Raw genomic sequence first — 25,140 nt, 5'->3', positions numbered from 1 at the left:
AGTTTGTAAAATTGGGTGTAGGCGTACTCTTTCGTAGATACCACTATTAAGTTGATCATCTATATTTGTGTAGTGCTGGCTGTAGCTGGAAATTCTGTGTATTATTAAGTAAGCCTTCTTCTAACAAAAGTTCGTTAACAAAAGTATCGATTTTCTCGCGATCGATATTTTGCATGACTATAATATGTACCCAATTTTCAAAAGTCGCTAACTGCCACTTTTTAATTAACCTTTGAGAAGGTTTTTGAAACACTACGGTATTGGAAAAATTATTGAGCATACATGGATATTCTCTGATTTTCAGTTGTTGGAAAAGATATTGAGCATTATCAATACAGGTATTTGCTTCTCTAGCTAATCCATCATAACCTCTTGTTTTCATTGCATACCAGAGAATCAAAGGGGTGTGACCGTTTCTAGAACCCAGAATTGTTGTATCTGATGAACCAATATATTCAATTACTGTTTCAACTTTTTCTACCCATTTTTTCTTGGTTAAAACTACACCACAAGGTAAGGGAGAACCAATGAATTTGGCAGAGATAGCTACACTATCTATGGGTTTTTCAAAGTTAACTTGCGGAGCGCCATCTAGAAATGGTAACATTAATCCTGAAAGTGCGGCATCACAATGAATGTAGTAATCTTTAATCTGATTACGCTCTAAAATTTCTAGAACTTTGTCTAAGTTATCAATCGCACCTTTGACAGTAGTGCCAATATTTAAATTTATGATCGCTGGATAATTACGATTTTCACTAATGAGTTGTTCAAAATGTTCATAATTCATCTCTCCATTAATTTGTGAATTAACAACATTATGTTGGATGCGGAATAATTTGGCTGCTTTGGGTATTGAGTAATGAGAGTCTTCTGATGAGTAAAGAATCCCATTAGGGTAGATTTCCCTTGCTAAGAATATTCCATATAAATTACCTTCAGTTCCGCCAGCAGTAACATAACCCCAAAATTCATTTTCTGGAATCTTATAGAGGTGAGCAAAAAAAGCTAATACTTCTTGCTCAAATTTACGAGAATGGAGACCAAAATCTGGCTCCACATAAGGATCTCCAGCATTATTTAACAGAAAATTGAAAAATTTAGCGATCGCACTGTAATCACAACTTAAATTATATGGATAGCCTGCATGAAACTGGGATCGCTGTTCTATTTGCAACACAAAATCTGCCAACTCTTTAGCAACTTTATCTGACATATCTCTATATATCTCGAATTTTCAGTTAATGGATGTTTTAGTCGAAAATATACGTATTAATCCATACCTTTATATTTTCTTAATAATCCACGAATCTGGCTTTTTATTTGAGAAAGTTTCAGTGAAAATACGTAGTTGACTCCAGTAAAAACACTTAAAAAGTTTGTTGGCAAGTATATTACCCTTACAGGTTGTTTTAAAATTGCTTGGCTGTGATTTTACGCACTTGTTGATCTCCCCTAACCCCCCTTTTTAAGGGGGGAACCGGAATCAAAGTCCCCCTTTTTAACGTGGATTTACGGGGATCTAGAAAGCTTTGCTACAGGTAGTGTGATATTTGACAGACAGCAGGTAGCAGTTCATTTAGGGACTGACAAATCAAAAAATACTCAACTACTTCTTGTGGGGTGGGTGTCTCACCCGCCCATAGACAAAGGCGGGCAAAATGCCCACCCCACAATATTGGAGAATTTATTTGTTGTCAGTACCTTAGAGGCATATCGCTGCTTTTGACACTCCCAGCCCTAAAGGGACAGGGATTCTTGAAGAGTCCAAATCTGAACTTTCAATGGTGCTGGCAAAAACACCCTAGACACTCAAACCAACTATTTTTTAATGCTGGCATTGTGCTTACTTTTCCTTTATCTTTCAGAGTCCACAAAATTGAAAAATAATAACTACTCCGCAACCTGCCATTATTTGCCCTTTAACTATTCCGAATCGAGTCGGATATGTCCGTTGCCGGGATTTCTCCGTACTAGGTTGTTTCCTCGTAGCTGCGGTTATTCCTACTAGATGTACTTCATTCTACCATTTTCAAGGCAGTTAAAACTGCCGTTTGCTTCTACTCAGGGCTGAAGCCTCTGAGCTTGTCAGCAAATCGTGTTTTTTCTTGTCAAAGGCTTTAAGATAACTCCACATTTTCTCACGAAAATGTCTTGAAGGTAACGCAACATCCAGATTTTTACTACGCTACTGCTAGCGTACTAACTCCTAACTCCTCACGTACAGACGCGATTAATCGCATCTGTACAAACTCCTAACTACTTATTCACAACTTGTAAGCGCTGAGTTATCATCGTCATCCCATTGCCCCGCAGGATGACGGCAGAAACCCATTGGCTACCCGGAGTAGATGGTGCTTGTGCCGTTTTAAACAGTCCGCCAGATGTCAGTAATTCCAAATCTACAGGTGTGGGGTTGAGAAATTTATCTGCTTGGATGGGTTCTTCTAGCGCCGTTCCTAGCAGAAAATCATCACCAAGTGGCTCTTGAACGATCGCATCAAAATTATACTTCTGTCCGACTTTCACCTGCTCTGGTAACTTAATATCAATTTGGGGCGGCTTGCTGCCAGAGGTAAGTAGGGTGCGTTCTGACAAAACATCTTGGCGAACGATTTTACCACCGACGATGCGCTGACGCGATTTAATCGTGGCATTGAGAGCCAAATTATTACTGTTACTGGAGGGTAAGCCAGTTATCTTCGTTTCTGTTTCGGCAATAATCCCATCGCCTTCAGATTTTGAAGATAGCAGTTTTGTACTGTATTGCAATTTGGGATATCGTTGCCAAAGTGAAACCAGAGACTTTTCCAGGGTTTGAAGATTTAATCCATCCCCATGAGTGAAATTGGGGCTGTAGAATTGCAACACCCCTTTGACATCTCCCCGGTTGGCGGCGGCATCAACTTGTGTCAAGAGGTTTTTCAGATCGGCTGGTGCATTTTGAGCTGTACCAGCTTGGGCTAATTGCTGTGGTATAGTCGCTTGAGTGCGTTGCCAACCACTTGTTAAACCAAGTGTCAGCAGGAAGGAAATTAACCCGATGCTGGTTGATAATCTGAGTTGGCGGCTCACTAAGGCGGTAATAATGTTAGTCATTGGCAAGAATTTACTGATTTGATTAGAGAAAGTAAGGAAATTGTTTTATCTTAGTTAAGCTAGACGCTAAACGGTAAAGGTTTGATGGCAAACGCACCGATACGATTATTAATAGCTGCCAGTGGGACAGGTGGACATTTGTTTCCAGCGATCGCACTGGCAGAAAAACTTCCAGACTATCAAATAGAATGGCTGGGAGTACCCGATCGGCTTGAAACTCAACTTGTTCCTAAACAGTATCCCTTGAATACTATTGCAGTTGAAGGCTTTCAGCAAGGGTTTGGACTCTCCTCGATTCGCATTTTGGGTAAACTCGCCCTTTCGATTCTGGAAGTCAGACGAATTCTCAAACAGGGAAATTTTCAAGGGGTGTTTACCACAGGGGGTTATATTGCAGGTCCGGCTGTGATTGCGGCGCGTTCCCTCGGTTTACCCGTGATTTTCCACGAATCTAACGCCTTACCAGGTAAAGTAACTCGCTTTTTTGGTCCTTGGTGTAGTGCGGTAGCTTTGGGATTTGATGTCGCTGCTAAGTATTTACCCCGCGCCAAAAATATCTGTGTTGGCACTCCCGTCAGAGCGCAATTTCTCGATGGGGCAATTAATGCGCCATTAGATTTAGCCATTCCTGATGGTGTTCCTTTAATTGTTGTCTTTGGTGGTAGCCAAGGTGCAGTTGCGGTTAATAAGTTGGTGCGCGAATCTGCAAAAGTTTGGTTTGATGCTGGTGTATACGTAGTACATTTAACTGGCGATCGCGATCCAGAAGCAGATAGTCTCAAAAATCCACAGTACATAGCCTTACCTTTTTACAACAATATGGCCCCGTTGTTGCAACGAGCAACTCTTGCTATTAGTCGTTCTGGGGCTGGTAGCTTGACAGAATTGGCGGTATGTGGAACGCCAGCAATTTTGATTCCTTACCCCTTTGCCGCCGAAGACCATCAATCTTATAATGCAGATGTATTTACCAAAGCTGGGGCGGCGTTAACTTTGAAGCAATCAGAGTTGACGGCAGAAGCATTGCAAAGTATTGTGTTGAATCTGTTGCAGTCTCCGCCAGAGTTAGCAAAGATGGGGGAAAAAGCTCGGGCGATCGCAGTTCCCGATAGTGCCGAAAAGCTGGCACAGTTAGTGCGTGAGGTGGTAGAAACTTAAAAAATTCCAAATTCCAAATAGCAAGAGACAATCGGAATTTATTTTCCAACTTATGAAGATCCTATTCGGCCAAAAATTTCGCTTCACAGTAGGTTGTGCTGGCTTATTACTTGCAACTTTAGCCAGTAGTTATCTATATACTCAGTCAAAAACAAAACAACTAGCTCAACAAAATCAGTCCTTTACTCAGCGAGAAAATTTCACCGCACTTCAATCAGAGACTTCCCTCACCTCAACATTTCAAAATCCTTTTACAAATCAACAAATATCTGATGAGATTATCGGCACACAAAACGCTTTTTTATCTCGACAGGATTTGATCTCAACATCTGCACCTTATCCAGTTGTTGATGAGTTCAAAAAATATAAATTTAGCATTAATGGCAGCCAGGTTTTTAGTCCAGTCAAACTCCCAATTAGTAAGGTTAACTTCAATCAAGCAGATTTGTTAAGCGTTCTCGCTAATACTAGAAAATATTTTCAAGACTACACTACTGAAGACCCAGATATTCTGCGTACAGGAATACTTGCCACGCAAGGAGTTACTGTACCCGATGTTCTCAAAACTTTGGATTTCATGATTGCTATCTTAAAGGAGGATATTGCTAATAATCGAACGACTCGTTTACAAGACCCTAAATTTATCAATACCAATTTTCGAGTAATTAAATGGTCTGCTTATAACCCAAATAATAAACAGCAAAAACAATTACGAATTACCAAATATGCTGTCTTTACACACTCCGGTTCTCGGAAGAAAACCTCTACTTTTAATACGCCAATTTATAGCTTAAAAGAAAACTCCAATAACGATAAATTCTACACTAGATACACAAAGCAGGATGTTTTATCGGGTATTTATGAACCAGGTGGGAGAGAATTTGGAAAAGTTACAACTCTCGCTTATCTAACCAGAAATGGCTTAGAAGAAGCAATTATGGAAGGAACGATCCTGATTAATTTTACAGATGGCTATCAGGCATTTTTTAATGTAGATAGAAATAATGGAATGTCTTATATTCGCGGATTGAAGGCAACCGCACAAAAGCGTTATTGGTATTTTAGAGAAGTTGATGCTATTAAAGGCTATGGATACAAAATAGATGCAAAAATCTCTATCAAACCCGGAGTCACTTTTGCTGGAGATGTTTTGAATATCGGTTTAGGTAAAGTGATTGTGATTGAGCATACTCAAGGTGGTCGTAAACATCTGCAAATGGGAGTCATCGCCGATACAGGCGGAGCATTTTTACCCAATCTTTATCAACTCGATTTTTTAGCAGGTATTTTTAAGAATAAAAAAGATTTTGGGCAGCACATCACACAATTACCCGACTATGCTACGGCATATTTTTTAGTAAAGAAGTAATGTATTGACCGAATAATTCATAATTCTCCAGTTTCCAGCTATTGGTGACAACTTAAAGCAATACGCTTGGGTTAAGGAAAATTGTCGGTTGGGTTAAGCAAAGCGCAACCCAACAAAGCCCCGAAAATAAATGTTGGGTTTCGTTCCTCAAACGCCATATACTTCTCCCTTGGCGCTAGCCTCTCCCTTTGGGAGACTACGGTGTACACACAAGTCCTAAAAACCTAACTTGATAAGGCTTTACTCGTTCCTGGGCTGCCGCCTGGGAATGCATTCATTGAGTCTCTGGCTCAATGTCTTGACTGGAGGCGGCAGCCCCTAATCAGCCATTCCCATGAAGAGCATGGGAACGAGAGAACAATGGGAAATCGAGCTTTTTTCGACTTGTGTGTACACCGTAGCTTTGGGAGCTGACAATTCAGCAGCATCTGGAAAACCTCACTTCTATTTCTCTCTTCCTTTAAGGAGAGAGACTTTGAATTTTCCCCCTTCCCTCCTAGGGAAGGGGGTTAGGGGGTTAGGTTTTTGGTGGACTTTTCCACATAACGTGAAAAGTCAGCTTTGGGAGAAGGGGAAACCGCAAGGGCGCAGTGGTTCCCCAACCTACACATTTCAAGGTTTTTGGCGCTAACTGAAGCGTATTGGGCTTACAGCTTTACAAAATTTGATTAAATTTTGTAAAGCTTTGAAGTGCAAAAATTTGATGACTGTTGGAGCAAAACTAGACCGTTATGGTTGAGAATTTAGGCAATAATTATCAAAAAGTAAATTTTACGGGTAATAATTGCTAGCAGCGCAGATAATTGCCTCAAAGCTCAAGTATAAGGAGAAGCCAAGAATGATTTTACACCGTGGGCGTAAGGTAGTAGCTGCTTTGTTGCTGTCAGTGGTAATACTGACAACAGCCTGTAGTCCAACTCCCAAAACACCTGGACGTTTTGACCAAGTGCAAAAAGAAAGCACTCAACAAAAAAAGGGTCTTGCAGTTGCTAAAACCGCAACTCAGGGTAGCGAATTTAATAAATTTTTCCCTGATGCGGGTGATGGCTACCAGCGTGTCTATACCCAAGAGAAAAAAGGCTTTTCGGAAGCGAAGTTGAAAAAAGGCGGTCAAGACCTAGCGTTGCTGTCTATTTCTGATACTACCGGCACAGATGCAGCAGCAAAGTTCTCGAATAGTACCAAAAAAATTGGCGGTTATCCCGCAGTAGAAGTTGGTAAGACACAAACTGCAATTTTGGTAGGTGGTAAGTACCAAGTAAAAGCACTTTCTCGCAATCCGTCATTTAAAGCTAGCGATCGCGCAGATTGGCTACAGAAGTTTAATCTTGATGGTCTGTCCAAACTAAAATAAACCACGTTACTGACATAAAGATTACAAACTGTAAAATAAGGAGATTTTTGTGAGCAAATCGATTTTTCAGTTAGTTGATGAATTACCAACCGGCGGCTTGACTATTTCTATGTTAAAAGCCCTCGATTTTGTTGCTCCTGGCGAGTGGGAAAATACTGTCGGCTTTGTCAACACCATTAAGAAAGTCACTGGTGAAGACGACGAAGATTTAATTCAGCAAATTGGCGAACGAGCGATTTATCTATTCAACGACAAATCCCAAGGATACCAAACAGCCTTGTGGTTATATCAAACCGTTGATGCTACAGATAGAGCGCTTGGTGCAGCAGCTTTAGCTAACAAAGTTGGCGAAAAAATTCCTTTGTTGGGTTTTTTAAACTCCGTCACCCCCAAAGCTGATAAAGCCCAAACCATCGATCTGACATTAAAATTAGTGGCTGAGTTGGTAGCCTTCTGTCAAATTAACGGCATTCCTGGAGATAGTATTGGGGATTTTGTTGCCTCTTTAGGTGAGTATAGTGGTGAGTCACTCATCCGCATGGTGGCATTAGTTTGTGTTGATGGTTTGATACCTCTAGGCCCAGGCTTTATCAGCAAAGCGTTATCTATGCTTGATCAAACAAATCCACATGAGTTAGAACAAAACTCGACTTTCCAAAGCATCAAAGATGTGATTCCAGGGGACAGTCCTGCTGGTAAACTCAACTTTATTGGCGAAAGCTTTGACTCAGTTAAAGGTTGGATGAGTGGGCTAGTCTCCGCCAATGATTTAACGCCACAAAAGGTTGTCCACAACTTGCAAGGTTTTATCGATATTGCCGATGACAAGTTAGATTACCTTGCTGCGTTCATTGATGTATCAACAAATTATTATGAACACACAGGTACGCAAACTTTAGCACATCGCTTGATTGAACGGGCGGTGGCTGAGATTTAGGTTAATGGGGAGTGGGGAGTGGGGGATGAGGGAGAAATCAATTCAAAATTCAAAATTCAAAATTAAAGAATTTATTTCTGCCTCCTGCCTCCTCTTTCCCAATACCCAATGCCCAATACCAATTAGGGTAAATGTAGATCAGATGCGATCGCATACAAGTAAGGTTGAAAAATAGCCAAGTCTTCCAGTTTCTCAAACTTACCTGTTTGCGTACCTGGGTCAAATGCAGTGGTGATTACATAAAGTTTACTGCCATCAAAGGCAACATGACCGATATGTTGCTCTTCTACTCCACCTTGTTGCTTGAGTTCGGCGAACCCATAGCGGATTCCCTGAAGCTTACCAACGGGTACTGGTTGTGGTGGGTAGGCTGAGAAAGTAATCTGTTTTCCATATTTACCTTGACGATCTTTTGCAAAAGCAGCGTAGTGATCTGCAACCCAAGCCTTGAGTGCTGGTAATACCTGGGTTTGGTATTTGGAACTTTGGTAGTCTGCTTGAGAACCAGTTGCAATACCAGCTGCTAGGAGTTTCTTTCGGAAATCCTCATTGTTTGCTAGTGGATATACGTTAATTTCAACTGTACCCAAAAGTTTCCCTTTGGAGGAGATACACAACAGAGGCGCATTTCCTTCACAAGCAGCAACCTGCCAGTTAGTTGGAGCAGCAGAATTTCCCAGGATTTTCTGCCAGATATTTCCCTCATTAGGGTTGGGAAGTTTTGCAACGGTAGTGGGTTTTACCTCTTTGGGTGGAGAAAATTGGGGTAGAAGAAATTTGGCTCCCACTGGTATTGACACTATTAAAATAGAACCTAGCAATAAATGATACAGTCGTAACATTTTTTTAAAAATCCAGAGCTAAGGATTGCAGACTAACGATATCTACAATACTTTATGGGTATAGAGAATTGCTGCGAATTCCGCAAATGGAACTCAACAAACTATAGCGCTTCTTTTTGAAATGAGGCATTGGAACACCAATTCAGTAATCCTCAAAGAACCTCTCCCCCAAGCGTAGAGGGTAGTTTGGCTCCCCCAACGCTCCTAGGGAAGGGGGCTGGGGTGTTAGGTTTTTGATTACTGAATCGATGCTCTAGGTAGGGACGCAAATAAATTAAAGTTTGTAGTAAGGACTTTAGTCCTAATAATCCTTATTTTGAGCGGTGAATCGTTCACTATGAACTAAGATTTTATTTTATGTTTAATTATGCGTAGCTACTTACAGCTATGGCAATCCGAAATAAATAATTTCAGGCTAGATACAAAATAAAATATTCCAGCAGAGTTAGGCTTTTGGCCTGATCTGCTGGAGACTTTAAATCTGAAATTTCTAGGAACCGACTTAATAGCGATTATTGTTGCTGCGGGCATTACCGCCACCCCAGCTACCACGAGGAGAACTGCTTCTTTCCTCACGAGGTTTAGCTTTGTTCACTTTCAAATCACGTCCCATCCACTCAGCACCATCAAGTGCATCAATAGCAGCTTGTTCTTGGGTGTCTGATTCCATTTCCACAAAAGCGAACCCACGAGGCCGGCCTGTTTCCCGATCTGTGGGTAGTTGAACACGATTTACTTTTCCGTATTCTGCAAAAGCCTGCTTGAGGTCTTCTTCTGTAACCTGATAGGACAGGTTTCCGACGTAAATTGACATAGAAATCTCCGAATTCAGGGAGTGTAGAGAGTTAAATTCGGAGAGACACTTTTTAGAAATCAAAATGAGTTACTCAACCGAAAATAATCTTTATGTCCATGAGTGTAGCACAGCCTTCAGCCTTTGAATATCGTCTTATAGTGAATTTTATTCACAAATAAAACTGTTAGGACAGGTTTCCAGACCTCCCAACGACAGGCTTTTGTTGGCTGTACTATAAAAGTTACACTTTTTACAGGAAATCGATATTAACTAGCGATCGCCCAGGTATTTTAGTGTTTTGAAAATTAAACTGCGGACTAAGGGGTAAAGATTATTATCGGTAGTCGTGGCAATCATACCATAACTAAACTGTTTTAAAAGCAAATTAAAAATATTCATCCGCAAATGCCTCATTAGCTCTGGTCAAACTGCGCTAAAATCCTTTCTGCTTCCTGACACAGCACTTCGTGATATTCACCGTTACTAGCCAGCAAACCTCCCCATTGATTGATATCACCGGTATTATATTGCAACGGAGTGCCGTCGAAGTGGGTAAATTTACCACCGGCTTCTGTTAAAATCAGTTCTGGGGCTGCTATATCCCAATCTTTGGGCGCAGACTTGCCGGAAAGGGAAATGTAGATATCTGCCTGTTGCTCGACAATGGTGGCGATTTTGCAGCCGACACTACCCACAGATTTCTGATTTTGACAGGGTAAGTTTTGTAGTAAGTAATCTAACCGTTGGTTGCGGTGAGAGCGACTAACGACTAAGGTTAAATCCTCAATTCCTTTCCCTGACGACACTTGTAAAGGAACAGATCGATCGCGGGTTTCTACAAATGTACCCCCGCCTTTGGTAGCGTAATATAACTTTTGAGCCTCTGGTACTGCTACCACTGCCAACACTGGGCGTGTTTCCTTGACTAAAGCAATATGAACTGCATAATCTCCAGTTTTTTCGATAAAGTCTCGCGTACCATCCAAAGGGTCAATTATCCACACCCAAGGGGCGGAAGGCTGTGTACCACTACTTGGCGATTGGTAAGTTTCTTCGCTGATGTAAGCAAAATCTTCGTTACCCAAACTTGCTTGTAGTCTCTGCAAAATGTATTGACTTACAGCGACATCAGCAACGGTAACAGGCTCATTTTGCTTATATTGTACCTCTAAATTCGGGTCTTTTGCCGTGCCGTCGTAATACGATCGCAGTATATCTGCTGCGCCCCAACCGATCTCACGAGCGATCGCTAATATTTCTTGTAAGTCTTTCATTAATTTAAATCCATCCAGCGCCGGGTACCAAAAAATTTACAGGAATCAGCAGCAATATTAGCTGCTAGTGCCAGTGCATCAGTAAAACTTTCCCTTAAAATGTAATCACAGAAAGCACCGTGAAAAATATCTCCAGCCCCTAAAGTGTCAACCGCTTGAATTTGCGGCACATCTACGATACCAGTTTTAGTGCAACTCAAGTATTCAATTGGCTTTTGTCCGTGAGTAATGGCGATGTGAGGAATGTCAAATCTGCATAGATAGGTAAAAACGTCTTCTCCAGTCTGGCAGTTAGGGGGATAAAAATTAGCTGAACAGATGGCATAATCTACAAATGGCAGAATTTGCTCAAATCCCGGCTTCCAACTACCACCATCGATCGCTACTGGGATATTCTTCGCTTTAGCTATTTGCGCTATGGAATAACTAACCGCCATCTGATGTCCATCAATCAGTACTATACCGACATTTTGGAAAATATCTGGTGGGATAGATGCGTTGCTGGCTTGAGTTTTGACAGCATTGATCGAAACCACAGCTCGTTCACCCGTCGCTTGGGTGACAATAATTGAAGAAACAGGCGGTGCTAAATCAGTGCTAGGCTCAAGGTCTGCGATCGCAACTTTGTAATTTGCCAAATCACCTCGAATTAGCTGCGTCATTGGGTGAGAACCCACTACACCCAAGACTGTAGCCTGATTTCCTAAATGGCTGAAAGTCACAGCCGCGTTAGTAGCTGGTCCCCCTGCCGCTACAGTATAGTCAGTAGCCACAATCTTCTGATTATTCTTAGGCGCAGAGTCAGCAAGGTAAATCAAATCCAAGGTTACTAAACCTACAAATAACCCACGATCCGATTTGGGATTTGGGATTTGGGATTTTAGATTATCCATTTCTCATATATGTTCTTAATTATTTTTAACTCTTGTACAGACGCGATTCATCGCGTCTCTCCTGTCTCTCCTGCACAGACGCGATGAATCGCGTCTCTACAAATTCCCGATGAATCGCGTCTCTACAAATTCCTAACTCTTCCTCATGCAAACCGATCCAAAACCAGGAACACTTTACGTTGTCGGCACACCAATTGGCAATCTGGAAGATATAACCTTTCGGGCGGTGCGAATTTTACAGACTGTCGATATCATTGCGGCGGAAGACACCCGTCATACAGGGAAACTGCTACAGCATTTTCAAGTTAAAACCCCCCAGGTAAGTTACCACGAACACAATCGTACCAGCCGCATCCCAGAATTATTAGAGCATTTAGTTAATAATAAAGCGATCGCTCTGGTGAGTGATGCGGGGATGCCGGGTATTTCCGATCCGGGATATGAACTGGTGAAAGCCTGTATTGAGGCGGGAATTCCCGTGGTTCCCATTCCTGGCGCTAGTGCAGCAATTACCGCTTTGAGTGCAGCTGGACTCCCAACAGATCGGTTTGTCTTTGAAGGCTTTCTCCCAGCGAAAACTCAACAGAGACAAGAACATTTAGAATCTCTGCAAACCGAATCTCGCACATTGATTTTCTATGAATCGCCCCACCGCTTGCGAGATACTTTGCAAGACTTAGCAGAAGTTTGGGGAAGCGATCGCCAAATTGTGCTAGGACGGGAGTTAACTAAATTGTATGAGGAATTTTGGCGGGGGACAATTGCCGAAGCGATCGCTCACTACAGCCAACGAGAACCCCAAGGTGAATATACATTAGTCGTGGCAGGAATTCCCCTCAGTCAGCCCCAACTGACAGAAGAGGAAGTAAAAGCCGAATTGAAACAATTAATTAGTCAGGGAATATCGCGATCGCAAGCTAGCCGTCAGTTAGCAAAAGCTACCTTTATTCCCCGTCGCCAACTCTATCAACTAGCTCTTTCTATAGTCCTCAATCCTGAGTCTTGAAGAAGATTCAGAATCAATTAGTGAGGGATTCCGAGCCGCCACTTTATTGTTGACCACTAGGGCGTGTTTTCAAAGTCTTAGATCCCCCCCAACCCCCCTTAAAAAGCAGGGTGGTTTCATACAATCAGAGAAAAACTGAAACTCGTTTTTAAAGCCTCTCCCCCCGTGGGGGAGAGGTTTGGAGAGGGGTCAAAATCTATGGTTATACATGAGAAATCAAGACTTATGTATTTTTCTTTTTTCGTATGAAACCACCCTGCACAACCCCCCTTAAAAAGCAGGGCTGTTTCATTCGATCTCTGAGAGATTTTGTCAATAGTGTAAGTCAGAAATTTGCTTGATTTGGTCATTGAAAAGATACCACTTCAACGAGTAAATTTCAGTGCGAACGCGATTTTCTTGCCCAATCAGGTTTTTTATTCACCTGACTTTTTTGCTTGAAACGCTTGTAAATCAGAGCCTTTTAGGGAATGAAACAGCCCTGCCCTTAAAAAGGGAGGTGAAGAGTCTCTTAAAGTCCCCCAATTTATCGGGGGATTTTGGGGGATCTCCAAGGGTTAGGCGTATACAAAAAAACTTTTCAAGCATCCTTTAACACTGGGCTATCCGTCAGTCATACAGAATTAAATTCTGACTCCTGAATTCTATTTTGTTAACTTACTCAAAATAAACGCACAGGCTTTATTTGCAGCTTAGAACTAATCGAGCTTACCCGATCAACCACAGAAATCATGTATTTGTAGTCTGGTACTTGTCCATTGGGTACATATCCCACCTCTTCAGCTAAACCGGAAGGCGAATCACTCATCACTTTACGGATATACTCTTGACGGTTACGTTCTACATTCGGACCAATCAAGACCACACCTAATGGTACATAGTGAGGGTCTTTAAATAATATGCGAAATTCCGTTGGGGCAAACTGTGAAGCGTAGAGACTCAATTCAGCCTCCGAGACAGCGCAAGCGATCGCTTTTCCTTGAGCGACCAATTCCAGGGCGGCTTTAGGCGTGGGTGCAAATAGGATCTCAGCTAGTGTTGTACCATAAAGATTGTAAAGAGGAAAATAATATCCTGTTGCTGAACCTAACTGCCCTAAAGCCAGTGTTTTACCTTGTAGCTGTTTCAAGTCGGTGATTGGGTTGTCTTTGCGAACAACGAAGATGGAACGCAAATTACTAATACCGATTAAAGGAAACAGAGGAACATATTGGTGGCGGGCGATCGCAATAGCTGCTAAACCCGGTGGAGCAAATACCAACGACCAAGCACGAGCCTCAAGACGCTCAACCGCTCTATTTTCATTAAAAACAGGCTCTAGCTGAATATATGAGTTTGTTTTTTCACCCAAGTAACTATTAAATTTAGCATATTGGCTAATTACCTGTTCGCCTCCACCATAGTTCAGAACACCAACAGTTAAAGTGCCCTCAAACTCGTTTTGTGGTTTGCAAGCAACAAATGTAAAACCTAGCAGATGAAACAAAAATAAACGACGGGGAAATCGCAAAAACATCACTATTTATGGTTAAAAAATTAACTTGGCTTTCAGGACTAATTTTAGATAAGTTTAATTACTGCCTAAATAGGTTATATTGCAACAAAAAGTTAATATTTATTTAAATATTGTTGAGATGCTTTCTAACAGGTATAAATAAATATTAGACAAACTCAGATACCACCTTCATTGCTTAGGTTATGTTAAATAACATTACGTTAAGAAACTTAAAAATAGGTGCTAAATTTAACTTACTTTTAATATTAGTTTTCATAGTCAGTATTGTGGGTAGTGGCGTTGCCTTATCCAGTGTACTTCAAGGGAGAGCGCAAAATGAAGTAGCTTCTCAAGCGCAGATTCTCATCCAAATGGTGAACGCAGTTAGAGATTATACACAAAATCGGATAGATCCTTTATTAGAACCGAGATTAGATACTAACCCCACCTTCATGCCTGAAGTCGTACCAACTTTTTCTTCTAAAGAGGTTTTTGAGAATTTTCGTAAAAAGCCTGAATTTAAAAACTTTTTTCATAAAGATGCAACACTTAATCCAACCAATTTAGCGGATAAAGCGGATAATTTTGAAACTCAACTTGTAGAGCGTTTTCGCAACGAACCCAACACTCCAGAAATTAAAGGCTTTCGTAACTTGCCAGAAGGTGAAGTATTTTATATTGCACAACCACTAAAGATTACAGAACAGAAATGCTTGCGATGTCATTCTACACCAGATCAGGCTCCTAAAAGTCAGTTGGCAACCTATGGCTCAGAAAATGGTTTTGGTTGGCAACTTAATCAAATTGTTTCTGCCCAAATAATCTCTGTTCCTTCTCAAGAGATTTTTGCCAATGCCAAACGAACTTGGACATTGATCATGGGACTTTTAATTGCGATCTTTGCCCTCGTCGTTTTCTTAATTAACTTCTTAATCACAAAATATGTAATTCAGCGCATCAGAAGAATAGAAAAAATCGCCCAAAAAGTTAGCGTTGGTGATATGAGCGCTGATTTTGAAGAAAGCTCTAATGATGAAATTGGCGGGTTAGCAGAAGCATTTAATCGGATGAAAGCTAGCTTAAAAATAGCCCTGGAGATGCTCAATAGCGAAAACTGACACAATTTTAGATTTGGGATTTCAGATTGTGGATTATGAAAGAAACATCAAATAAAATCCAAGTTTGTAGTGAGCGATGAATCGCTCAAAAGAAGGATTATCACGACTAAAGTCCCAATACTGCTCCGTTAAGAATATTCCTAGGTTTGGTTGAGCGTCTTTATCAGTAAACACATCATCAAACCTGCTACACCATTTTTCAAAACATGGGGGGCATAGCTGCGGGGGTTGTCTCTTTCATGGGGTGTTACTTCGACGTTAAAGCTATGCTGGTAAACAATTATACTCTATTTTTAACTTATATGTTTAAGTCCCATTATTTGGTCTGCTGACTATTAAAACTCACCAAAATTAGCTAGCTGTATGAAAGCGATAAACGGCTGATGTCAAACATTTGTAGTCGCCAATGTTGTACACCTTTCTGACGCGATCGCGGCTATCTTCATGAAGATTCTTCAAGATAAATAGTTCAACGCCTTTTTCTATCAACCTCTTCCAAAGCTTTATTCCAGATTTGGTGACATTGGATGGACGAATAATACAACAAAATCTAGTGACTGAAGAGATTATTACTAATACTCAACTAAATAAATCGCTTGAATATAGTCACAGGGAAGAAGTCAGATGGTGGCAAATCAGACCTGAATCTTCTTTTGGTTTTCGTCTGACGGCAAAGCTTTTTTGGCAAAATAACTCTCTAAAATTAAAAATTCCAAGTCCTGCTAACTACATATTTGGTTCTACCGGCCTCACTTTAATTCAGTAGAGGCTGTTTTAATAGTTCAGTAAATATTGGGTATTCACATCCTCAAAAGGATCATACATTTATCTTAATGCTTTCTGATGGTCTGTAGCACCTAAGCACAAGACTGAATAGTTTTGCAACCTAGAAGAATTGAATTTATGCATCTACTACCCATTTATGAATACTCAAATAAAGAACATTTATATAAACTTTTTAGAAAAAGTAATTGTCCTGCATTTAAGAGAATATTAATGTTGTTGCCTTGGTGAGATGAAGCAAAGGGCAAAAAGATTTCTGAAAAATCTGTATTTGACAACAAATCAGGTTCTTCAGTACTTGTTATGCTAAATTGTTAGCTATTAAGTTTAATAAATAAAAATAATTGCATCAATCTTTAAATAAAACCGTTGATGTAATTGACATCTAAAGCATGTTTGTTGTTAACTTTAAGTACAAGAAAAATATTTTTGTTGTATTTGGTGTATTTACAGTCATGCTCAGGAAACAAGATATTAAAATTTTAACAGAGCTTCTTGATTTAAAAGATGTGAAAGTTATATCACATCGTCTTCATGATGGGATAGGCATGATTTTACAAACCGAATCAACAAAATCATACAGTACTTGTCCTCGCTGTGGTATAAAAAGCCATAGATTACATCAAAATCATCGATACATTGTTAAAGACTTACCTTTTGGTGAGAAACCAGTATTTTTAGAAATAAATAGAAGACAATTCAAATGTGAAGAATGTAAAAAACCCTTTAGTGAAAAGCTAGATTTTGTGAGTAAGAAAAGAACTTATACAAAACGGCTGGCACACAAGATAATACAAGAGGTAGTAGAAAACGATATCCACAGTATAGCTGATAAAGGGATAGTCACAACAGAAGAAATAGAAAGAATGTTAAAAGATGCATCTGAAAAATTATCCGATTCAAAACCTGATTTTATAAAAAGACTTGGAATAGATGAAATAGCTTTAGTAAAAGGTAAGGGTAATTACTGTGCGGTATTAATAGATTTAGATACATCTAAACTAATAACTATATTAAATGCGCGCACCCAAGAGGTAGTAAAGAAAACCCTTATAGGGTGGGGAACTGAGGTCTTAGAACTTTCTTGAGGAAGTGAGTATAGATTTGTGGGTAGGTTACAAAAACGTAGTAATAGAATTAATGCCCAATGCTCAAGTAGTAACAGATAGATTTCATGTGATGACACAGATCAATAAAGAACTAGATACACAAAGAAAACAAGAGAAACGGAATTTAGAAGAACTAGTTAAAAAAGCGCAATCATCATCAGAAAAAGATGACCACGAAAAAGTGTTAGCGGGATTAAAAAATAGTAAGTACGCTTTACTTACAAATGAGTCAGACTTAAATGAGGAACAAATAAATAAACTCTTTTGTTGTGAAAAGTGTATCTCCTATTTTAAGAGAAATGCATGAATTAAAAGAGAAAATTAGAAAAATTTTTAATAAGACAGATAACTGGTATCCGGGAGTTTTTAAACTGGGTATGTGGTTAGCGAAAGCTAAAAAATATTTTCCCAAAAGTAACAATACTATTATCCGTTGGTTTGATGAGATAATCGCTTACTTTGATAATGGGACAACTAGTGGTGCTGTGGAAGGCATTAATAACAAACTTAAGCTAATTAAACGTTCTGGATATGGATTTAGAAACTTTGAAAATTTCCGAGTTAGATGCTTGTTGAATTGGCATTTTAACTATTAGTTAAGCATACTATGTACTGAAGAACCAAAATTATTCAAAATATTCACAGTTGAGTAATTTATTCCTTGGAAGTCCCCTATTACAATCCAAGTTCAGCAAACACCTCTGGAGAGAACATATCCCACAATACCTGGAAATATGGCATTAAAGTTTCTGCTTCTTGAGAAGTCAAGCTAATGTTTATTTCTTGTCTCAGCAAATGTAGCATTTGACGAACTACTTCCCACTGCACTTTTAATCTGGGATAAAGCATTACACATAAGGGAAATAACTCTTGTTGGATAGCTCCACAGCTTGTTTCTAAAGTACATACCCACAGGTATATTTGAAACATTTCTACATCCCGTATACTAGAAGTCTTAACTATTGGATTACTTAATGCACCAGACATTGAGTTGTAATTTGGATTAAGTTCAATTACTCTTTGGGAAATCCTCTTAGCAATTTGTGTACTAATTGGTAGTAACTTTTGCACTGCGGATAATGCTACAGAATCAGAATCATGGTTAGCTGCTGCTTCATAAGCACGTTGCAGTGGCATATACAAATGGTCGTCAATCACTTTAAAGTATGTACTAATAAGTGATTGTTCTATTGGCTCAAGTGATTGTATGAGCATTTGACTTGTGTAATGAAACTGCATACTTACAAAGCCAATAACTCTAGGGTCATTACTTGTGTATTTCTTTCTGAGCTTTCCTATATCCCCACCAATTACTGTAGCCAGCTTGCTAGGAGCCACTTGTTCTGTATAAACATCTAATGCCTGTTCATAAAGTGGATTCTCTGAGTCAACTAGGTTCCTTACCAAAGAAAGAGGTTGTGATGTTGTTTGTTGAGTATATACATCCAAAGCTTTTTGGTAAATGTTAAAAGAATCTCCAGCGATTTCCCAGGGATTAATTAGGTTTAAGTCTATGCCATGTTGGGGAATTTCTTTTGATAATAATCCCTCCGTTTTATTCCAGGCTCTAGCACTAACACTTCGTAAAGAATCCAATACTTTTTGAGCAGTTTTCTTTCGTCCATCTGGTGATACTATCTCTGATAAATTAAGGATTTCTATTTTTTCTATATTATCAGGAACAACCTTGAGATTCCCTATATATTTTTTAGCCCATTGTTGTGCTAAAGATTCAACAACCGTCTTATTTACTTCACTAGAAATTGATTTTAAATGATTTCCTGGAAACTCTTTTACAATAGCCATTAACTTAATATATCCTGATAAAGATGCTCCTGTTATATATCTTAACAATAATTGTTTTCAGGAAAATATTTTTTATATAAAGATTGGTCTTGTAATTTTATGTATGACTGTTATCAAGTGTTTTAGTATTAATGTAGATATCTAGCATATTAAATAAGAAAATTTTTTATAAATAAATATTATTACTGATGAAATAGTAAATAAATATAACCTCGTTTCCGCAGGTCAGCGCGTTTTTGTTTCGAGTCGTAACCTTTATCAGCAGCTAGTACTTTGATTCGCTTACGTGGTCTGCCACGTTTTAATGTTTTAAGTTTAACTTTATCGAGTAGAGGTATTACTTGTTCTCTCTCGTTGCCATTGGCTGGGGTAGTACAATTAGCCAAGGGCATTCCACCACCTTCCGTAATTGTGTGGATAAGAACACCTTTCCCTTTACCTCCATACGCAACTTCTTCACCTCCTCCCTTTCCAGGGGGAAAAAGAGCCGTCAACAGCCCCAAAGTCCCAGTTTATAAGCCCCTTCTCATTAGCGTAGGCGTAGCCCGCCGCAGGCATCGCTAATACACGTCCTTGTATATATTCAAATGTCCCATCAGAACGCCATCGCTTAAACCATCGGTGGGATGAGCTTTTCAATGCCCATATATCCCCTCGTGGAAGGTCACACCATCGACATCCAGTTATCAAAATGTATAACAGACTATTTAATACATAGCGATACGGTGCATGAGGCATTCCCTTACCACGTTTGGATGCCTGCTTAGGAAATATATCCTCAAATAGATTCCATTCCAGGTCGCTCAATCCCTCAAAACGTCCAGCCATCACTGATACACCCAACTCAAGCCAAAAAATAGATTACTACAATCTGGCATTAGTGGGATAGGTTCTGGTATGTCTGCTCATAATTGGCATCGCTACCAGCACTAGGCAGATGAATAATTTACCTCTGATTAAACAAATCACATCAAACCGCGTTGATCTGTGGCAGTTGGTCAACTATAGAATTAGTCAGCGTCCCTTACTCGGATGGGGAATGGATGGTTTTGGCACCGCTTATTCCTATATGCGCCCCGGCAAAAAAATAACTAAAGTAATTCGCTTGGGTGATTTTAGTTTCGACTACCAAGACGATAATGGCCAAATAAAAACGGCACAACTACCCACAACTAAAGCGCACAATCTAATTTTAGATACAAGTTTATCAGTAGGCTTACTGGGGATGACATCGTACCTAGCCTTGTTAGGATGGTGTCTGTGGCAGGCGATCAAATCACCTTACCGTGGCATTGAAGCAGTCTTCATTGCCTACCTCGCTTTTACCTTCACTTGGTTTGAGTGCGCCCAATTTACCCATCTAGCTTGGTGGTCGCTCAGTATATCTGGAATATCCCGTGTCCCGAAAATCACACTTTAAAACCGCTACCATCATCTGTTTGCTGTGTCTATTACTGGGCAGCACTCAGTCAAAGCCAGAGTCACAATGGGACTTAGACAAAAAATAAGCGCTACTTTTCAATAGGACTTACGCAAAAATCGCCAAAAAGATTAATTTATCGAACCGCCTTCGCGCTTCGCGTCTCGTAGAGAAGACGCCAAGAACGCCAAGAATCGTAGAGTGTGCGTAAGTCCTGTTCAATTTTTAGCTAATCCTCTTAGATATTTTAATCGGCGATTCTCCAGTTCTAATGGTGTATTGTTACCATAGCCTTGATGGTAATTGACCCCTATAGCGTGCTATAAGTGAAAAAATCAAGAAAGTAGACGTTGCTGAAATTGCAAAGCTTTTTGAGGCTCGGGAATTTGTGATGCTAAAACTTTCACAAATTCTGCACGAGAAATTTGCCCAGAAGATTTAACAGCTTTTTGGACTAAAAACTTAGCTATTGGGCCAATTAAATCAGCTAATTCCCGCTCACACTGATGCACAAAACTATCGCTGATTCCTTGAGATTGTTGGCTTGATAAATTATTTGGCTTTATTTCAGACTGAACAGTAACTTCCTGTAATAGAGTAGGTTTTTCTAGTAAAAACATTGTTTTTTTCTGAAAATCAATTTGTTGATTTCCTCGAAGATGAAGGGCTAATTGACTAATTAATTCTTCAAAATTGGGCGATGAGGCCGCAACTTGTCGTAGTAATCTTGAGGCTACCGGACCAACAAATTCTAAAAGAATCGTTTCTAAGCGGCTGTAGTTTTCCGCAGACAGGATAGAAGTAAGATATCCAATTGAGTTTTGTTGAGAAAGTGAAGCTTGAGGCGGTTGTGTCAAAGATGGTGGTTGAGGTAATGGCGTTTCTACTTGAGGATCGAGATGCTTAAGCACCTGTAGAACTTCAGCCGCAGACTGATAACGCTGTTTAAAGTGGTGTAGCACCATCTTAGATAGCACAGATGCCAACCCAGAACTAACCTTAGCTTGGTGCTGCCAAGAAATTTCTCCTGTATTTGTGTCTTCCTCAAAGTTTATCGGATGTAACCCTGTCAGCGATTGAATACCAATAATACCCAAAGAATAAATATCGCTGTTAGGACGAGGCTTACCTTGCCCCTGTTCTGTAGACATATATCCTGGGGTGCCAATGATAATAGTAGCCCCCGTCTGCCCTGGAACTGCAAGCAGTTGAGTTTGGACTTGTTTAACTGCGCCAAAATCAATCAGCACTAACTTACCGTCTTGTTGCCGCCTGATTATATTGTCCGGCTTGATATCTCGATGGATAACGTTGTGGCTGTGAATAAATTGTAGAATACCTAACACCTGTTGGAGCAGTTGAAGTACTTGATCCTCTGTCCAATGTTGATTGGGAAACAGTTCCGCTTTCAGAGTATGCCCTTCAATAAATTCTTGCACTAAGAAGAACTCTTGGTTGTCTTCAAAATAGGCTAAAAGCCGAGGAATCTGGTCATGGTTGCCCAGTTGTTCTAGTGTTTCTGCCTCACTAGTAAATAGCCGTCTAGCAGTTTCGAGAAATTCTGGGCTACGAGTGACGGGCTTAAAGTGTTTGACAACGCATTTCGGGAAACCTGGCCGATGGGTATCTTGGGCTATGTAGGTTTGACCGAATCCACCTCCACCTAAAACCTGGAGGACTTGGTAACGTCCGTCTAATAATTGTCCTAACATTGTGTCACTTGCCTTAAGTCCTCAAATTAATCTTGGCATAACTACCAGGTTTGGGGAGGTTTGGTATAGCGGTTCCCATTCAGATGCAGTACAACGTTACATCACGAGGTGTAGGGGCACGGCATTGCCCATACGTGTCAACTTAACGTGAAATGGGCGGTTAGAAACCGCGTCTACACAAACAAAACCTGCCTCCGCAGGTTTCAAATCCTTAATTTTCCGTCAGTCCGCGCAGGCGGACTTCGTTTGTGTAGCCGCGAATGACCTTCGCCCAGGCTTAAGTTGACACCAATGGGCATTGCCGTGCCCCTACGGGTGTAACTCACGTAAACGATAACTGCTGTAATTTCAAGTTTTTTGAGGATTATACTACAAGTTCATGACTACCTAGACTCCAAATCAGCTTGCAGCCATATTATTTAGAAGGTAAGTGATTCCCCTAAAGCTCAATTTATAGTCTAATAGCGCTTCCTATGCAGGGAATCCCTATGTCCTAAACCGCATTGCCACAACGATTCAACAGTTATTTGATGGCAGCATCACTGAATTTTTAAAACAAGAAGTTACAGTTTTTGGTACAATTTTTAACGGTTTAGACCAAGAATTTGCACACCTGTCGGATGCAGCGAAAGCAACGATTCAATGTATGGCACTCAATCGTCAACCCATTTCTTTTTCACAGCTACGAACAAAGATGCCATCCTCTGTTTCATCCCAAGAACTCCTAGAAACCTTGGAACTACTGGAAGCGCGATCGTGGATTGATGCCAAATCAGGTCTGTTCTCTCTCCAAACGATGATCGTTGAATATGTCAAATCTTTTATTCTTGACGAGAAAATCGCCAAATTTCAGCCGAGCGCATTTCTGGATCAAGAGCATCGGGAGCATCCCAAATGTGCAAAAACCTTGATAGCCCTCATCCCCTAACCCCTTCTCCCATCTTTGGGATTCGGGGAACTAGAATTATGTCTCCCCTCTCCCATCCTTGGGAGAGGGGCTGGGGGTGAGGGAAAAGATTTAAGCTCTCATTGGGATGCTCCCAGAGCATCAACGTCAGGTAGCAAGTTAGAACTAACAGGGGAACTTTTGTCTAAGACTATGTTTCTTTGAGTTCATTACCACAACACCCAACAAGAGCAATAAGCTGTCGCGCATCTAAGTTGTACTTTTTGGAGCCGGAAAAATTCGCTGTGAGATTTTCACCTTCAAAAATTAAATGCATCTCAGCTTATCTATACAATTGGGTGTTTAATTACCCTTTTTTGGGAAAATTTTCAGCACTATTACTTATTGACAAATTTTTTATGACCTTACACTGTCAAGGATGCCCTCCAAATCCCCTGCTCCCGTATGCTTACCCTTTTCATTCGGAGGTTAGGTGGTTAACAATGGGTTGAATGTTTTTTAAATGATCCAACCTTATGGCTAGAACTGCAAATGAATATGCCGTATTCCTCCTACTGGAAAGCGGCCACCGGGAAGAAGTACGTTTTCCGACTATTCAAGAGTTTCAGAAGTGGTATAGTGGCGAACTTGTGCCAAAGTCTGCTTCTAATGACTTTATTAGTGTGCCGATCAAAAATATTCAAGGGGAATATATGGTAATACGCCCTTCTCGGATTGTCGCAATCCGGGTAGAACCCGTTTTTAGTTCCAGTGTTGAAAGATTCAACTAAATGATGAAAAAAACCCTTGCTTTGCTTTCCTTGAGTCTGGGAATTGCCCTTGCAAACCCTCTCTGGACGGCTGTTGCTCAGGTTCCTAACTTAGTGCCGTTGCCAATACCGACTAATCCCGATCTCCCACCTCTGCCAGTACCAATCACTCCTGAGATAACGCCCGCGCTAAAACCAATCGCTATCGGCAGCGATTGTAAGTTCCGGCAAACTTGCTTAGTGGGTTGGGATGACCAAATTTGGGGTCAAAGAGGTAAAATAGGCGATCGCAATGCGTTGTTGGCTTCCATTGATAACAGTTTGCTTTACCTAACCAAGAGTGACGCGATCGCAGCATATCAAAATTATCCAGTTCAGGAAATTACCCTCGATCGCGTCCGTCGGAGTTTACTACGTTTTCGGCAACTAGTTGTCATTTCTAAGTCAGCAGCGCAACTACAAGCGGCTGTCCGCCGGGAATTTGTCTTCTACCAGTCCGTGGGCAACGATGGCAAGGGTACTGTTAAGTTCACTGCTTACTACGAACCTGTTTACACTGCTAGCCGTGTCAGAACTGCAATATATAAATATCCTCTTTATCGGCTACCACCTGATTTTGGGCAATGGCCTAAACCCCACCCAAAACGAATTGATTTGGAAGGGAAGGATGGTTTACTAGGGAATAAGAGCCAGTTACGCGGTTTAGAACTGCTTTGGTTCCGCGATCGCCTAGACGCATATATGGTACATATCCAAGGTTCTGCCCAAATTAAATTAACTAATGGCAAGACAACATCAATTGGCTATGCAGGTGGAACTGATTACCCTTGGACTAGCATCGGCAAAGAACTAGCCAAAGATGGCAAACTTCCACTAAATGGATTGACGCTACCACGGATGATTGCTTACTTCCGGCAACAGCCGCATGAGTTGAGCAATTATCTGCCACGCTGGGAACGATTTGTTTTCTTTGAGGAAACTGGTGGTACCGGGGCTACAGGCAGTATTCATGTGCCAGTGACGGCAGAACGTTCCATTGCTACAGATAAGTCTCTCATGCCTCCGGGAGCGCTAGCGCTGATTTACAACTCATTTCCCTATCCCGCCAGTGGTGGCAAACTTCAAAGTCGTACCGTCAGCCGCTTTGTGCTAGATCAGGATACAGGAAGCGCCATCAAAGGTCCAGGCCGAGTGGATTATTTCATGGGTTCTGGTAAACTAGCAGGCGATCGCGCTGGCATCACAGGCGGTAATGGTTCACTATATTACTTGCTGCTCAAAGAATAGGGCATGGGGCATGGGGCATGGGGCAT

At 40.7% G+C, this 25,140-nt stretch carries 24 protein-coding genes and 1 pseudogene; 12 read left to right on the top strand and 13 right to left on the bottom strand.

Features of this window, described 5'->3' with window-relative positions:
• Positions 1-55: 55 nt before the first annotated feature.
• Together V7K97_RS24120 and V7K97_RS24115 are read right to left on the bottom strand one after the other, a co-directional pair.
• The gene (locus V7K97_RS24120; protein WP_334803510.1) at positions 56-1,216 is read right to left on the bottom strand and encodes a histidine decarboxylase; all 1,161 of its coding nucleotides are present in this window, start codon (positions 1,214-1,216) and stop codon (positions 56-58) included.
• Between the two features lie 1,043 nt (positions 1,217-2,259).
• Positions 2,260-3,099 (bottom strand): nuclear transport factor 2 family protein, encoded by an 840-nt coding sequence (locus V7K97_RS24115; protein WP_334803509.1) that lies wholly within the window; start codon positions 3,097-3,099, stop codon positions 2,260-2,262.
• An 84-nt stretch (positions 3,100-3,183) separates the two neighbouring features.
• On the opposite strand from V7K97_RS24115, the gene murG reads away from it, so the two are divergent.
• The 4 genes from murG (at position 3,184) to V7K97_RS24095 (ending at position 7,917) form a co-directional block, all read left to right on the top strand.
• A complete protein-coding gene (gene murG, locus V7K97_RS24110) occupies positions 3,184-4,257 on the top strand; it encodes an undecaprenyldiphospho-muramoylpentapeptide beta-N-acetylglucosaminyltransferase (protein ID WP_334803508.1) in 1,074 nt (357 codons plus the stop codon).
• A 52-nt stretch (positions 4,258-4,309) separates the two neighbouring features.
• Positions 4,310-5,626 carry a hypothetical protein gene (locus tag V7K97_RS24105; RefSeq protein WP_334803507.1) on the top strand — a complete coding sequence of 439 codons (1,317 nt, stop codon included), beginning with the start codon at positions 4,310-4,312 and terminating at the stop codon, positions 5,624-5,626.
• Between the two features lie 838 nt (positions 5,627-6,464).
• Positions 6,465-6,980, top strand: a complete 516-nt coding sequence (locus V7K97_RS24100) for a hypothetical protein (protein WP_334803505.1) — start codon at positions 6,465-6,467, stop codon at positions 6,978-6,980.
• A 49-nt stretch (positions 6,981-7,029) separates the two neighbouring features.
• Entirely contained in the window at positions 7,030-7,917 is an 888-nt protein-coding gene (locus V7K97_RS24095; RefSeq protein ID WP_334803504.1) for a hypothetical protein, read from the top strand.
• A gap of 122 nt (positions 7,918-8,039) precedes the next feature.
• On the opposite strand, the gene V7K97_RS24090 is transcribed toward V7K97_RS24095, so the two are convergent.
• The 5 genes from V7K97_RS24090 to V7K97_RS24070 form a co-directional block, all read right to left on the bottom strand.
• A complete protein-coding gene (locus tag V7K97_RS24090; RefSeq protein WP_334803503.1) occupies positions 8,040-8,759 on the bottom strand; it encodes a hypothetical protein in 720 nt (239 codons plus the stop codon).
• 502 nt (positions 8,760-9,261) lie between these two features.
• Positions 9,262-9,573, bottom strand: a complete 312-nt coding sequence (locus V7K97_RS24085) for an RNA recognition motif domain-containing protein (RefSeq protein WP_334803502.1) — start codon at positions 9,571-9,573, stop codon at positions 9,262-9,264.
• Between the two features lie 252 nt (positions 9,574-9,825).
• On the bottom strand, positions 9,826-9,954 hold the full coding sequence (locus V7K97_RS24080; protein ID WP_334803501.1) for a hypothetical protein: 129 nt from the start codon (positions 9,952-9,954) through the stop codon (positions 9,826-9,828).
• A gap of 14 nt (positions 9,955-9,968) precedes the next feature.
• Positions 9,969-10,829 (bottom strand): 3'(2'),5'-bisphosphate nucleotidase CysQ family protein, encoded by an 861-nt coding sequence (locus V7K97_RS24075; RefSeq protein ID WP_334803500.1) that lies wholly within the window; start codon positions 10,827-10,829, stop codon positions 9,969-9,971.
• The gene (locus V7K97_RS24070) at positions 10,829-11,722 is read right to left on the bottom strand and encodes a sugar kinase (protein ID WP_334803499.1); all 894 of its coding nucleotides are present in this window, start codon (positions 11,720-11,722) and stop codon (positions 10,829-10,831) included. Before V7K97_RS24070 ends, V7K97_RS24075 begins: the two co-directional genes overlap by 1 nt.
• A 145-nt stretch (positions 11,723-11,867) precedes the next feature.
• On the opposite strand from V7K97_RS24070, the gene rsmI reads away from it, so the two are divergent.
• The gene (rsmI, locus tag V7K97_RS24065) at positions 11,868-12,728 is read left to right on the top strand and encodes a 16S rRNA (cytidine(1402)-2'-O)-methyltransferase (protein ID WP_334803498.1); all 861 of its coding nucleotides are present in this window, start codon (positions 11,868-11,870) and stop codon (positions 12,726-12,728) included.
• Between the two features lie 661 nt (positions 12,729-13,389).
• Here rsmI and V7K97_RS24060 read toward each other — a convergent pair.
• Complete coding sequence (locus tag V7K97_RS24060; protein ID WP_334803523.1) at positions 13,390-14,244, bottom strand: phosphate/phosphite/phosphonate ABC transporter substrate-binding protein; 855 nt, start codon at positions 14,242-14,244, stop codon at positions 13,390-13,392.
• 182 nt (positions 14,245-14,426) lie between these two features.
• Here V7K97_RS24060 and V7K97_RS24055 point away from each other — a divergent pair, with 182 nt between their 5' ends.
• The 3 genes and pseudogenes from V7K97_RS24055 to V7K97_RS24045 all read left to right on the top strand — a co-directional run bounded on the left by V7K97_RS24055 (position 14,427) and on the right by V7K97_RS24045 (position 17,829).
• Entirely contained in the window at positions 14,427-15,341 is a 915-nt protein-coding gene (locus V7K97_RS24055; protein WP_334803497.1) for a Tll0287-like domain-containing protein, read from the top strand.
• Between the two features lie 553 nt (positions 15,342-15,894).
• Positions 15,895-16,107 (top strand): hypothetical protein, encoded by a 213-nt coding sequence (locus V7K97_RS24050; RefSeq protein ID WP_334803496.1) that lies wholly within the window; start codon positions 15,895-15,897, stop codon positions 16,105-16,107.
• A gap of 472 nt (positions 16,108-16,579) precedes the next feature.
• A pseudogene (locus V7K97_RS24045) lies at positions 16,580-17,829 on the top strand (ISL3 family transposase).
• Between the two features lie 79 nt (positions 17,830-17,908).
• Here the strand turns inward: V7K97_RS24045 and V7K97_RS24040 are convergent.
• The 3 genes from V7K97_RS24040 to V7K97_RS32155 form a co-directional block, all read right to left on the bottom strand.
• Positions 17,909-19,039: a hypothetical protein gene (locus V7K97_RS24040; protein ID WP_442938924.1), complete on the bottom strand. Its 1,131-nt coding sequence runs from the start codon at positions 19,037-19,039 to the stop codon at positions 17,909-17,911.
• Positions 19,040-19,221: 182 nt separating this feature from the next.
• Positions 19,222-19,533 (bottom strand): transposase, encoded by a 312-nt coding sequence (locus V7K97_RS24035; RefSeq protein WP_334803494.1) that lies wholly within the window; start codon positions 19,531-19,533, stop codon positions 19,222-19,224.
• Positions 19,496-19,867, bottom strand: a complete 372-nt coding sequence (locus tag V7K97_RS32155; protein ID WP_442936881.1) for a transposase — start codon at positions 19,865-19,867, stop codon at positions 19,496-19,498. Before V7K97_RS32155 ends, V7K97_RS24035 begins: the two co-directional genes overlap by 38 nt.
• Positions 19,868-19,976: 109 nt before the next feature.
• Between V7K97_RS32155 and V7K97_RS24030 the strand changes: the two genes are divergently transcribed.
• Entirely contained in the window at positions 19,977-20,459 is a 483-nt protein-coding gene (locus V7K97_RS24030) for an O-antigen ligase family protein (protein WP_334803493.1), read from the top strand.
• Between the two features lie 335 nt (positions 20,460-20,794).
• Here the strand turns inward: V7K97_RS24030 and V7K97_RS24025 are convergent, their stop codons facing one another.
• Entirely contained in the window at positions 20,795-22,171 is a 1,377-nt protein-coding gene (locus tag V7K97_RS24025) for a serine/threonine-protein kinase (RefSeq protein WP_334803492.1), read from the bottom strand.
• Positions 22,172-22,865: 694 nt separating this feature from the next.
• Here V7K97_RS24025 and V7K97_RS24020 point away from each other — a divergent pair.
• A complete protein-coding gene (locus V7K97_RS24020; RefSeq protein WP_334803491.1) occupies positions 22,866-23,099 on the top strand; it encodes a hypothetical protein in 234 nt (77 codons plus the stop codon).
• 169 nt (positions 23,100-23,268) lie between these two features.
• Here the strand turns inward: V7K97_RS24020 and V7K97_RS24015 are convergent, their stop codons facing one another.
• Positions 23,269-23,394, bottom strand: coding sequence for a hypothetical protein (locus V7K97_RS24015; protein WP_334803490.1), 126 nt, complete (start codon positions 23,392-23,394; stop codon positions 23,269-23,271).
• Between the two features lie 199 nt (positions 23,395-23,593).
• On the opposite strand from V7K97_RS24015, the gene V7K97_RS24010 reads away from it, so the two are divergent.
• Positions 23,594-23,848: a hypothetical protein gene (locus tag V7K97_RS24010; protein WP_179066232.1), complete on the top strand. Its 255-nt coding sequence runs from the start codon at positions 23,594-23,596 to the stop codon at positions 23,846-23,848.
• A gap of 3 nt (positions 23,849-23,851) precedes the next feature.
• The gene (gene mltA / locus V7K97_RS24005; protein WP_334803522.1) at positions 23,852-25,114 is read left to right on the top strand and encodes a murein transglycosylase A; all 1,263 of its coding nucleotides are present in this window, start codon (positions 23,852-23,854) and stop codon (positions 25,112-25,114) included.
• The last annotated feature ends 26 nt before the right edge of the window (positions 25,115-25,140 follow it).

It is taken from the genome of Nostoc sp. (assembly GCF_036917815.1).
Taxonomy (GTDB): domain Bacteria; phylum Cyanobacteriota; class Cyanobacteriia; order Cyanobacteriales; family Nostocaceae; genus Nostoc.
This window is presented reverse-complemented; position numbering and strand designations above follow the sequence as displayed.

Excerpts from the sequence above, each read along its gene's own strand:
- V7K97_RS24120 (WP_334803510.1), bottom strand. The coding sequence starts at position 1,216 with ATGTCAGATAAAGTTGCTAAAGAGTTGGCAGATTTTGTGTTGCAAATA.
- V7K97_RS24115 (WP_334803509.1), bottom strand. The coding sequence starts at position 3,099 with ATGACTAACATTATTACCGCCTTAGTGAGCCGCCAACTCAGATTATCA.
- murG (WP_334803508.1), top strand. The coding sequence starts at position 3,184 with ATGGCAAACGCACCGATACGATTATTAATAGCTGCCAGTGGGACAGGT.
- V7K97_RS24105 (WP_334803507.1), top strand. The coding sequence starts at position 4,310 with ATGAAGATCCTATTCGGCCAAAAATTTCGCTTCACAGTAGGTTGTGCT.
- V7K97_RS24100 (WP_334803505.1), top strand. The coding sequence starts at position 6,465 with ATGATTTTACACCGTGGGCGTAAGGTAGTAGCTGCTTTGTTGCTGTCA.
- V7K97_RS24090 (WP_334803503.1), bottom strand. The coding sequence starts at position 8,759 with ATGTTACGACTGTATCATTTATTGCTAGGTTCTATTTTAATAGTGTCA.
- V7K97_RS24085 (WP_334803502.1), bottom strand. The coding sequence starts at position 9,573 with ATGTCAATTTACGTCGGAAACCTGTCCTATCAGGTTACAGAAGAAGAC.
- V7K97_RS24080 (WP_334803501.1), bottom strand. The coding sequence starts at position 9,954 with ATGAATATTTTTAATTTGCTTTTAAAACAGTTTAGTTATGGTATGATT.
- V7K97_RS24075 (WP_334803500.1), bottom strand. The coding sequence starts at position 10,829 with ATGAAAGACTTACAAGAAATATTAGCGATCGCTCGTGAGATCGGTTGG.
- V7K97_RS24070 (WP_334803499.1), bottom strand. The coding sequence starts at position 11,722 with ATGGATAATCTAAAATCCCAAATCCCAAATCCCAAATCGGATCGTGGG.
- rsmI (WP_334803498.1), top strand. The coding sequence starts at position 11,868 with ATGCAAACCGATCCAAAACCAGGAACACTTTACGTTGTCGGCACACCA.
- V7K97_RS24060 (WP_334803523.1), bottom strand. The coding sequence starts at position 14,244 with ATGTTTTTGCGATTTCCCCGTCGTTTATTTTTGTTTCATCTGCTAGGT.
- V7K97_RS24055 (WP_334803497.1), top strand. The coding sequence starts at position 14,427 with ATGTTAAATAACATTACGTTAAGAAACTTAAAAATAGGTGCTAAATTT.
- V7K97_RS24040 (WP_442938924.1), bottom strand. The coding sequence starts at position 19,039 with ATGGCTATTGTAAAAGAGTTTCCAGGAAATCATTTAAAATCAATTTCT.
- V7K97_RS32155 (WP_442936881.1), bottom strand. The coding sequence starts at position 19,867 with ATGGCTGGACGTTTTGAGGGATTGAGCGACCTGGAATGGAATCTATTT.
- V7K97_RS24030 (WP_334803493.1), top strand. The coding sequence starts at position 19,977 with ATGAATAATTTACCTCTGATTAAACAAATCACATCAAACCGCGTTGAT.
- V7K97_RS24025 (WP_334803492.1), bottom strand. The coding sequence starts at position 22,171 with ATGTTAGGACAATTATTAGACGGACGTTACCAAGTCCTCCAGGTTTTA.
- V7K97_RS24020 (WP_334803491.1), top strand. The coding sequence starts at position 22,866 with ATGCCATCCTCTGTTTCATCCCAAGAACTCCTAGAAACCTTGGAACTA.
- V7K97_RS24015 (WP_334803490.1), bottom strand. The coding sequence starts at position 23,394 with ATGCATTTAATTTTTGAAGGTGAAAATCTCACAGCGAATTTTTCCGGC.
- V7K97_RS24010 (WP_179066232.1), top strand. The coding sequence starts at position 23,594 with ATGGCTAGAACTGCAAATGAATATGCCGTATTCCTCCTACTGGAAAGC.
- mltA (WP_334803522.1), top strand. The coding sequence starts at position 23,852 with ATGAAAAAAACCCTTGCTTTGCTTTCCTTGAGTCTGGGAATTGCCCTT.